Origin of the sequence: Bradyrhizobium sp., assembly GCF_030697065.1 — a bacterium.
GTDB lineage: Bacteria > Pseudomonadota > Alphaproteobacteria > Rhizobiales > Xanthobacteraceae > Bradyrhizobium.
On sequence record NZ_JAUYQU010000102.1, the window covers coordinates 1 to 8863 of the forward strand.

Sequence of the window (8863 nt, forward strand, 5' to 3'; positions counted from 1 at the left end):
CCAGGCCGGCTACGCGCTGAACAGGTAAAGTGCGGTTCCACGAGCCGCCACCGTGACAAGGTCGATCCCGCATGCTTTTGTCGCCCCGGGACTTGGCAAGGGGCCATCGTGGTGGGGAACTGGAAGTTCGCGGCGCGTTCCGCGGTGGTCATGCTGGCGGTTGGCGGCATCACCCTGGCGGCGGCGGACCGGGCCACGGCCAAGGCGCGCAGCACCGGCTGCAAGGTCGGTGCGATCAAGAGCGTCAGCGAGCTGGACGACCGGGTCGCGGCCTGCACCCTTGCAATCGACACCGGCCGGTCAGCGGCGCAGCTTGCGCTGGCGCTGTCCTATCGCGCGCAGGCGCTTCTGAACCAGAATAAATGCGATCCCGCGATCGAGGATCTGAACCGCGCCCGGGACCTCTCGCCGTCGAAGAAGAGTTCGGCCTACTACGACATACACCTGTGGATTTCGTTCTACTGGCAGCATTGCCGAGGCGATTTCGACCGCGGCATCGCCGTGCTGAACGAGGCCGCCGCGATCATGCCGCGCGACCCCGCAGTCTATAACCAGCGCGCCAACATGAATCGCGACAAGGGCGATTACGCCGCGGCCATCGCCGACATCAACCGATCGATCGCACTGATCAACAACGACCCTTACCGGGCATCGGCCTACAACAACCGCGCGCTGATCCTGAAATCGATGGGCGAATACGAGAAGTCGACGGCCGATTCCAGCGTCGCGATCAGGCTCGCGCCGAAAAATGCCAAATACTACGCCAATCGCGGCGACGCCTGGCGGCTCACCGGCAATCTGGAGCGGGCGCTGCAGGACCAAAATCGCGCCATCGAGCTCTATGCCGGCGGTCCCGGCGTTGCGCTCGGCCTGACGCTGCGCGGCGAGACGCTGCGCTACATGGGCGACTACGACAGCGCGCTGTCCAATTTCAACCAGGCGATTCGCTTCGAGTCCGATTTTGCGCCGGCTTACACAGGCCTCGGCCTGACCTTCGAGCGCATGGGCGATTTCGAGCGCGCCAAGTCCGAATTTCGCACCGCGCTGTCGGTCAGCGAAAATTCCGGCCGCGGCGATATTTCCAAGTCAGCCCGCGAAACCGCGGAAGCGCGGCTGGCGGCCCTTGCGTCGGGTGCGCCGCAGCCGAAGATCCTTCCGGTGCCCAGCCGGGCATCGTCCCCGACGTCGGTGCCGACGCTCGCGGTGGCCGCGCCCGTGGTGGCCCCCGCCGTGGCGAAAGCGACCGCGGCAAAGCAGGGCCGCCGTGCCGCGCTGATCATCGGCAACTCCGCCTACAAGTCGGTTACAGCGCTCGAGAATCCGCGCCGCGACGCGCAAAAAATGGCGGCGGCCTTGCGCGCCGTCGGCTTTGACGATGTTACGACGGCCGTCGATGCATCGCGCGACAAGATGATCGAGGCGCTACGCACCTTCGCCGCAGCTTCCGACAAGGCGGACTGGGCGGTGGTGTATTATGCGGGACATGGCATCGAGGTGAACGGCGTCAATTACCTGATCCCGGTGGACGCCAAACTCGCCTCCGACCGCGACGTGCTGTTCGAAGCGATGCCGCTCGACCAGGTGATGGCGGCGATCGACGGGGCGAAGAAGCTGAAACTCGTCGTGCTCGATGCCTGCCGCGACAACCCGTTTGCGAACGCCGCGGCGGCGGCATCGCCGGCACCGATTCCGGTTGCGACCAGTCCGTCGAACGAGGGCACAAGGAGCACGCGAACGAGGTCGCTCGGCAAGGGCCTAGGCGAATTGAAGGTGCAGGGCGCCTCGCTGGTGGTCTATGCCGCCAAGCATGGACAGACCGCGCTCGACGGCGAGGGCGAAAATTCCCCGTTCGCGGTCGCCGTGGTGCAGCGGATTGCAACCCCGGGGGTGGAGATCAACAAGCTGTTCCGCCTGGTCCGTGACGACGTGATGGAGGCCACGGCCGGGCGGCAGGAGCCCTACACCTATGGCTCGCTGCCGGGGCGCGAGGACTTCTTCTTTGTGAACAAGTGAGAAAAATGTTCGCCAATAAGCCTCAATCCCGAGGAAATTTGCCAGGGGATATTTTGCCAAGTGGTGTTTTTCCGATACCACACTGCCATCCCGAGGGGGCGTTGTGTGGTCGGGCAAGAGGGGTGAAGTGACATGATAAAAGTACTGGCGCTGGCTTTGATCCTTTGTTCCTCCGCTGCCTTTGCGCAGGACAAGCCGCCGCCGACCGTCGGCGGCAAGCCGCTGGTCCAGATCAAGCCGAAGGACGCAGCACCGAAAGAGCCGAAGGCGAAGCCGCAGTCGATCCCCGTCAGGATGGTGGCCTGTCTCGACATCGACGATGAAACCAAGGAGCGGCTGGATTGCTTCGATGCCATCTTCCCGCCCAAGCCGAAGGCCAGGGTGCCCGCTCCGAAAGCCGTCACCGACTGCACCGCTTTCAAGGAGGAAGACGGGCGGCTGAAGTGCTTCAACAGTTTCGCCGAGAAGCTTCCCAAGCCGGCCAAGCCGCCGGAACCGGCGGCGCGTTAAATCACGACGGCGGCGGGCGAGAGCCTCGCGCCGATCAACGGCCGGCGGATGATGGCGCGCTTGCCGCCACCCGTGTCAGCGACGGTGTTGCCGCCATCTTGACCAGCACGTCCTTGACCGGATGGTCGGTCCAGGCGCGCATGACGTAGTCGCGATGCGTCACGCCCTCGGGCGTCTCCAGGAACACCACGCTGCCGGGACGCAGCGGTGTGTCCATATCCTCCGATATCGCGATGTCCTTTTCCTTCAACATCGCGATGAGTGCCTGCTCGTGACGCCGGGTGGAACGGGTATAGGCGCTGACAAAGAAGCCGGTGCGGTTGTTGACGATCCAGGATGCGAATTTGTCGAGCTCGCCATACACGGCATCGAGCAGGAATACGCCGCGCACCCGATTGCCGAGGCCTCCGACCTCGAGGCTCCAGGCCGCCGGCATGAAGCCGCCGCTGTAGCCGACGATGATGACGGGCATGTTGGCGAAGGTCCTGGCGGCGCGGGGATCGCCGGAGAGCCGGGCGAGGTGTTCGGCCGACTCCGCGACAAAGCGCTTGAGCCCGCCGGGCTGCCAGAACTTGCCGGCGCTGGAATCGGCGGCATCGACCGCAAGCTGCGGCGCCAGCAGCACCGCGTTGACGCCGGAATCCGAAATCTGTTGCGGTACCCGCTGGCGGTCGCGCACGTCGCGTTCCAGCGTCGCGCCATGGCCGTGGAAGAATACTACGATGACCCCCGGTTTTCTGGTGTCGAAATGCTCCGGCACGTGCATCAGCGTGCGGCTGTCGCTGTAGGTTTCGTCCTGCCAGAAGACCCGGCCGCTATAGTTGCGATGACCGCGGCGTTCGCCATTGGAAATGTTCAGGAACGGCTCGTCGGTACGCGGATTGTTGCCGAGATAGGGGAAGGCCGAGGATTTCAGGCCGACCAGCACGGTCTGCTCTTCCCGGGCCGGACGCTGATGCGGCACCGTGGGCGCCAGCGAGGCCACGCGATAGGGCGCGGGCTCTGTCTGTGCGCTGCGTTCGCGCGGAGCGGCGGAGGTCGGCTGCCGCGGCGCCAGGTTCTCGCTGGTTTCCGGAAAGCGATCCCGGAACGTCGGGGCCGGAAACCGGTCCTCGAAACTGTCTGCCGCCGAGGCATGGGCATTGGCTGCGAGCATGCCGGCGCTCGGGGCCTTGCCGCACTGAACCAGCAGGAATGACAGCGGCACGAAGACGGAGACGAGGGCAATCCAGCGCCATCGCTGCGAACCGGCGCCGTGGTGAGCCGGACTCTGCCGATACGGAGACGCATCAGGCACGTCCTGTGAAATCACGCTTTGTGAAATCACCTGGCCCGCAACCTCATGCTGTTCTGGATGCGCCCCGACCATCCACCCACTTGCCCCAATATCCGCCTGCAATTGGCGTATGTCAGCTCGCGTTGAGGTGACGTTAAGCTTCCGGAAAAACTCCCCGGTCCCCGATGCCCCAAAGAACACGAAATCGTGTCGCGATTGTGAGGCGCGATCTACTTGCGCAATGTTACGGGCTGTCGACGGCCCGCGAAAGGTCTTGGAGGTATTTAAATACCAAATTCGACCGCGATTTAAATCATTGTTAACACTGCTTGAATTGACGCGGTGCAGCCTGCACGATGAGGAACACAGGCGGCTGGGCCAAGGGCGTGGACCGATATGGCGGCATCAGAGACGGGAAGCACGGCATTGCCTGGCCGGCGTCCCGCCAGCGGTTCGGGCGTTTCGGTCCTTGTGGCCACCGCCATCGTGGTGGCCGACATGGTCGGAGTCGGGGTCTTCACCAGCCTCGGTTTTCAGGTCAAGGACATCCCGTCGGGCTTTTCGATCCTCTTGCTGTGGGTGGTCGGCGGCGTCGTGGCGCTGTGCGGGGTGTTTGCCTACAGCGAACTCGGTGCGATGTTTCCGCGCTCGAGCGGCGAATATAATTTCCTGACCCGGGCGTACCACCCGGCCTTCGGATTTGTCGCGGGCTGGGTCTCGGCGACGATCGGTTTCGCCGCCCCCGTGGCGCTGGCCGCGATGGCGTTCGGCGAGTACGGCAAATCGGTGCTGCCGGACGCTCCGCCGCTGGCGCTCGCGCTCGGCGTGGTCTGGCTGGTGTCACTGGTGCAACTCGCCGGGCTCAGGCACTCCGGCACCTTTCAATTGATCGCGACCATCCTGAAAGTGGTGCTGATCGTGGCGTTCCTGGCGGCCGGATTTGCCATCGGCACCCCGCAGCCGGTCACGTTCTCACCCTCGGTTTCCGACTTCGGCTATATCACCAGCGCGCCGTTCGCGATCGGCCTGGTGTTCGTGATGTATTCGTTCTCGGGCTGGAATGCCGCGACCTACATCATCGGCGAAATGCACGACCCCGAGCGAAATCTGCCGCGGGCGATGCTGGCGGGAACGTTGATCGTGCTCGTGCTGTATGTCGCGCTGAACGCTGTGTTCCTCTACACCGCGCCGGTTGGCGAACTGGCCGGGCAGCTCGATGTCGCCCGCATCTCCGGCACCCACATCTTCGGCGAGTTCGGCGGTCGTATCGTCGGCGCCATGATCTGCATCGGGCTGATTTCCTCGATCAGCGCGATGATGTGGATCGGCCCGCGCGTGATGATGACCATGGGCGAGGACATTCCGTCGTTGCGGGTGTTCTCGCGCAAATCGACCCAGGGCGCGCCGGCCTGGGCGATCCTGTTCCAGCTCGCGGTGGCCAGCCTGATGCTGTTCACCCGCAGCTTCGAGGCGGTGCTCGATTTCATCCAGTTCGCGCTGTTGTTCTGCTCGTTTTTCACCGTGCTCGGCGTCATCAAGCTGCGCATCACCCGGCCCGATCTGCCGCGGCCCTATCGGGCCTGGGGATACCCGGTCACCCCGGTGGTTTTCCTGCTCGTGACCGGCTTCATGATGTACTATCTCTTGACGCAACGGCCGGTGCAGTCGTTCCTGGGTGTCTTGATCATGATTTCGGGCCTGGTGATTTACGCGGTTTTCCGCAAGCGGGCCGGTCGCGGCGCCGCACCGCAGAACCGCGCATAGCGATGCTTCAGACCGTGAAAATAACGGCGCTGGCAGCCGTCATGTTGCTCGCGGCGACACTGCCGGCGCGCGCCGCCGATGCCCCGACCGCCGATGATACCGCGCGTTTCCTCGCCGGCATGGCGCCTTCAGCCGATTCGCCACTGACGCCCTTGACGAGAAGCCCTTCGTGGCAGCGCCACGCCAAATTCTTCGACAACGCGTTCGCACAGCTCGAGCAGCGTCAGCTTTCGAAAATCCGGAACTGGACCGAGGCCCATCTGGCGGCGCCGCGGCCGACCATGTTCTACATGTTCAGCGGTCCGGACTTCCTCTACGCGGACTTGTTCTATTCGAAGGCGTCGACCTATGTGCTGAGCGCGCTCGAGCCGGTCGGTTCGGTACCCGACCTGACACGGTTGCCGCCGGGCGGCATCGGGTCCGCGCTGTACAATATCGAGCGGTCGCTCGGCTCGATCCTGAGCTTCAGCTTCTTCATCACCAAGCAGATGAAGACCGATCTGCAGGCCGGCCAGCTCTCCGGCACCTTGCCGATCCTCTATGTGTTCCTGGCGCGCTCGGGAAAGACCATTCGCGAGGTCAGCCCGATCGCACTCGACGACAAGGGGGCTGCGTATTTCGCCAATGAGAATCCGGGGCCCAACGCGACGAAGGGTGTCCGCATCCTGTTCGCCGGCAGCGATGGCGCCGAGAAGACGCTGTATTATTTCTCGACCGACCTGTCGAACAGCGGCGTCAAGGTTTCCGGCTTTCTGAAATTCTGCGCCACGCTGGCGCCCGGCAACAGCCTGATCAAGAGCGCGTCCTATCTCTTGCACTCCGGCAACTTCACCACCGTTCGCGACTTCATTCTCGCCAACAGCGCCACCATCATTCAGGACGATTCCGGCGTGCCGCTCGCGGATTACGATCGGAAGCAATGGCGGTTTTTTCCGTTCGGCCGCTACCTCGGTCCGATCGGGGAATTTCCCGGCAGGTACCAGCCGGCCTATGCCGAGTTGTTCCGGCGCAGCCAGCCGATCGATTTCGGCATCGGCTATCGCTGGCGCACGCATGAAACCAACCTGCTGCTATCGGTCAGGCTGCCCTCGGACGGCACGGCTGTCGAGGAGACCACGTCGGCCGCTGAACCGCCGCCGAGGCCGAAACGGCCCCGGCAGCCTCGACCATCCGAGCCCGTTCCGCAGAGGGGCGGTCTGTTCTGGTTTTCGCGTTAGCGTGCGTGTAGATGGCTAGGGCCCGTTGACGCCGCGCCAGCGACCGTATCGCCATGGCAGATACCAGCGCGCGCCGGGCGGCGCCGTCCCCGGCACATTGTCGATCCCCGAAGTTCCCCAGGGTTGGCAGCGCAGCATCCGCGCCAGCGTCATCCAGCCGCCGGCCCACAGTCCAAAACGCTGGATAGCCTCGTCGCCATAGACCGAACAGGTCGGCAGATGGCGGCAATTGTATCCGACGAGCAGCGAAAACGTATGCCGGTAGATCCAGATCAGCGCCCGGCCGAAATTGCGCGGCAGGCGTTGCAGCGTCCCCGCACAGTCCGAACAATCCATTGAATGCTTCATGGGCGATCTGTTTTGTCGATGGGCAACGAGTTGCCCGGTTCCGGTGCAGGGAACCAAACCCGCAAGGCTACGGATTGCATTTGAGTCACACCGGGCAAAATACCGCACGCGCTGCAGCAAAAGTTAATAGACTTTATGTGACGCGAGGTTACCCTTTTTGCAACGCCGATGTGACGGAATCATCGTCGTTGAACTGGTACCGTTACCGCTGTCCGACCGGGCTTTGGGGGAAGGAACCAAATTTCGTGAAGTCGCTCCGAATAGGCGGCTGGGCGCTCGTCTGCGCCGTTGCCCTTTGCATCGCATTGCCTGCCGTCATGGCCGGGAATGGCAGCCGGGCACATGCCGGCGGCAGCCTCGAAGAACGCAAACAGCCGATGAAGTTCAGCTGGGTTGCCTGCGAGCCGAATTGCCGCGGCTGGATCAGCGCGGTCGGTATCGTCACCGCGAACAGCCCGAAGGATTTCGACGAATTCGCGCGCGGCCGCCAACTCGCCGGCGCCACCATCGTGCTGGATTCCAGCGGTGGCTCGGTCAACGATTCCATCGCGCTCGGACGGCGCTGGCGTGCGCTCGGGGCGCTGACCACCGTCGGCACCAGCATCAGGACCCTGACCGGGCAGGGCGAGCGCGGCAGCGTCGCGCCCGAAGCCTATTGCGAGTCGATGTGCGTGTTCCTGCTGCTGTCCGGCAAGACACGTTACGTGCCGGACGGCGCGCATATCAGGGTGCATCAGATCTGGATGGGCGACCGCGCCGAGGACGCCAGGGCCGCGAGCTACACGGCGCAGGACCTGATGATCGTCGAACGCGATATCGGGCGTCTCGCCAAATACACCTTCGATATGGGCGGCACGGGCGACTTGCTGTCGCTGGCGCTGAGCGTCCCTCCCTGGGAAGAACTCTACCAATTGAACCGCGACGAACTGCGGCTGACCAATCTTGTTACCACCGACGCGGTTGCCGAGGTTCTGCTTCCGGATCCGCGCGCGATTCCGGTGGCCGGGCGGACGGTCAAGCCGGTGCAGGATCGTTTTGCGAGCGAAACGGTCAGCGCCGAGACGACGCAGCTTCAGGCTGCATCGCCAAAATCGACCAAGACGGCGGAAGCGACGGTGCCGACCGGCGGTGTCGTGGTGGCGGTCCCGGCGCAGTAGCGACGGATCACCAAGCCCGCGGGCAGCAGCATTGTTTCTGGCCAACAACATTAATGACTCAAGCGAATAATTTATCACGACGCGGCGCTGAAGTTTCGCTCCACGCGTGGCCGGTGGCGGAGCATGACGGCCCTTGAGCCGGCTCAGGCCGAAGCCGGCTGTTTCGCTTTGGCCTCGATCTGGCCGATCGCGTCGACCACGGCGTCGAAGGTCAGCATGGTCGAGGCATGCCGCGCCTTGTAGTCACGCACCGGCTCGAGCAGGGCGATATCGGCCCACTTGCCTTGCGGAGCCGCGCCATTTTCCTTCAGCATCCTGCGCACGGTCTCGCGCAGTTCGCGCAATTCGTCTGCGGTCGAGCCGACCACGTGCTGCGCCATGATCGAGGATGAGGCCTGGCCGAGCGCGCAGGCCTTCACGTCATGGGCAAAGTCGCTGACGACCGGTCCGTCCATCTTGAGGTCGATCTTGACGGTGGAGCCGCACAGCTTGGAATGCGCCGTGGCACTGGCGTCGGGGTCGGGGAGGCGGCCGATCCGGGGAATATTGCCCGCGAGTTCGATGATCCGCTTGTTGTA

8 protein-coding genes are annotated in these 8863 nt (G+C 64.0%); 5 read left to right on the top strand and 3 right to left on the bottom strand.

What is annotated here, in order from left to right; translation table 11 throughout:
* Window positions 1–108 precede the first annotated feature (108 nt).
* Together Q8R73_RS07605 and Q8R73_RS07610 are read left to right on the top strand one after the other, a co-directional pair.
* Entirely contained in the window at window positions 109–2013 is a 1905-nt protein-coding gene (locus tag Q8R73_RS07605; protein ID WP_305718928.1) for a caspase family protein, read from the top strand.
* Window positions 2014–2145: 132 nt separating this feature from the next.
* A complete protein-coding gene (locus Q8R73_RS07610; RefSeq protein ID WP_305718929.1) occupies window positions 2146–2523 on the top strand; it encodes a hypothetical protein in 378 nt (125 codons plus the stop codon).
* 34 nt (window positions 2524–2557) lie between these two features.
* Here Q8R73_RS07610 and Q8R73_RS07615 read toward each other — a convergent pair whose 3' ends face one another.
* Window positions 2558–3679, bottom strand: coding sequence for an alpha/beta hydrolase (locus tag Q8R73_RS07615; protein ID WP_305718930.1), 1122 nt, complete (start codon window positions 3677–3679; stop codon window positions 2558–2560).
* A 516-nt stretch (window positions 3680–4195) separates the two neighbouring features.
* Between Q8R73_RS07615 and Q8R73_RS07620 the strand changes: the two genes are divergently transcribed.
* Window positions 4196–5563: an APC family permease gene (locus Q8R73_RS07620; RefSeq protein ID WP_305718931.1), complete on the top strand. Its 1368-nt coding sequence runs from the start codon at window positions 4196–4198 to the stop codon at window positions 5561–5563.
* A 2-nt stretch (window positions 5564–5565) separates the two neighbouring features.
* Window positions 5566–6780 carry a hypothetical protein gene (locus tag Q8R73_RS07625; protein WP_305718932.1) on the top strand — a complete coding sequence of 405 codons (1215 nt, stop codon included), beginning with the start codon at window positions 5566–5568 and terminating at the stop codon, window positions 6778–6780.
* 15 nt (window positions 6781–6795) lie between these two features.
* On the opposite strand, the gene yidD is transcribed toward Q8R73_RS07625, so the two are convergent.
* A complete protein-coding gene (gene yidD / locus Q8R73_RS07630) occupies window positions 6796–7128 on the bottom strand; it encodes a membrane protein insertion efficiency factor YidD (RefSeq protein ID WP_305718933.1) in 333 nt (110 codons plus the stop codon).
* Between the two features lie 317 nt (window positions 7129–7445).
* Between yidD and Q8R73_RS07635 the strand changes: the two genes are divergently transcribed.
* Window positions 7446–8285, top strand: coding sequence for a hypothetical protein (locus Q8R73_RS07635; protein WP_305718935.1), 840 nt, complete (start codon window positions 7446–7448; stop codon window positions 8283–8285).
* Between the two features lie 143 nt (window positions 8286–8428).
* Here Q8R73_RS07635 and Q8R73_RS07640 read toward each other — a convergent pair.
* Window positions 8429–8863 (bottom strand): iron-sulfur cluster assembly scaffold protein (locus tag Q8R73_RS07640; RefSeq protein ID WP_305718934.1); only part of this gene is annotated, 435 nt, incomplete at its 5' end.

Excerpts from the sequence above, each read along its gene's own strand:
- yidD (WP_305718933.1), bottom strand. The coding sequence starts at position 7,128 with ATGAAGCATTCAATGGATTGTTCGGACTGTGCGGGGACGCTGCAACGC.
- Q8R73_RS07620 (WP_305718931.1), top strand. The coding sequence starts at position 4,196 with ATGGCGGCATCAGAGACGGGAAGCACGGCATTGCCTGGCCGGCGTCCC.
- Q8R73_RS07610 (WP_305718929.1), top strand. The coding sequence starts at position 2,146 with ATGATAAAAGTACTGGCGCTGGCTTTGATCCTTTGTTCCTCCGCTGCC.
- Q8R73_RS07625 (WP_305718932.1), top strand. The coding sequence starts at position 5,566 with ATGCTTCAGACCGTGAAAATAACGGCGCTGGCAGCCGTCATGTTGCTC.
- Q8R73_RS07635 (WP_305718935.1), top strand. The coding sequence starts at position 7,446 with ATGGCCGGGAATGGCAGCCGGGCACATGCCGGCGGCAGCCTCGAAGAA.
- Q8R73_RS07615 (WP_305718930.1), bottom strand. The coding sequence starts at position 3,679 with ATGCTCGCAGCCAATGCCCATGCCTCGGCGGCAGACAGTTTCGAGGAC.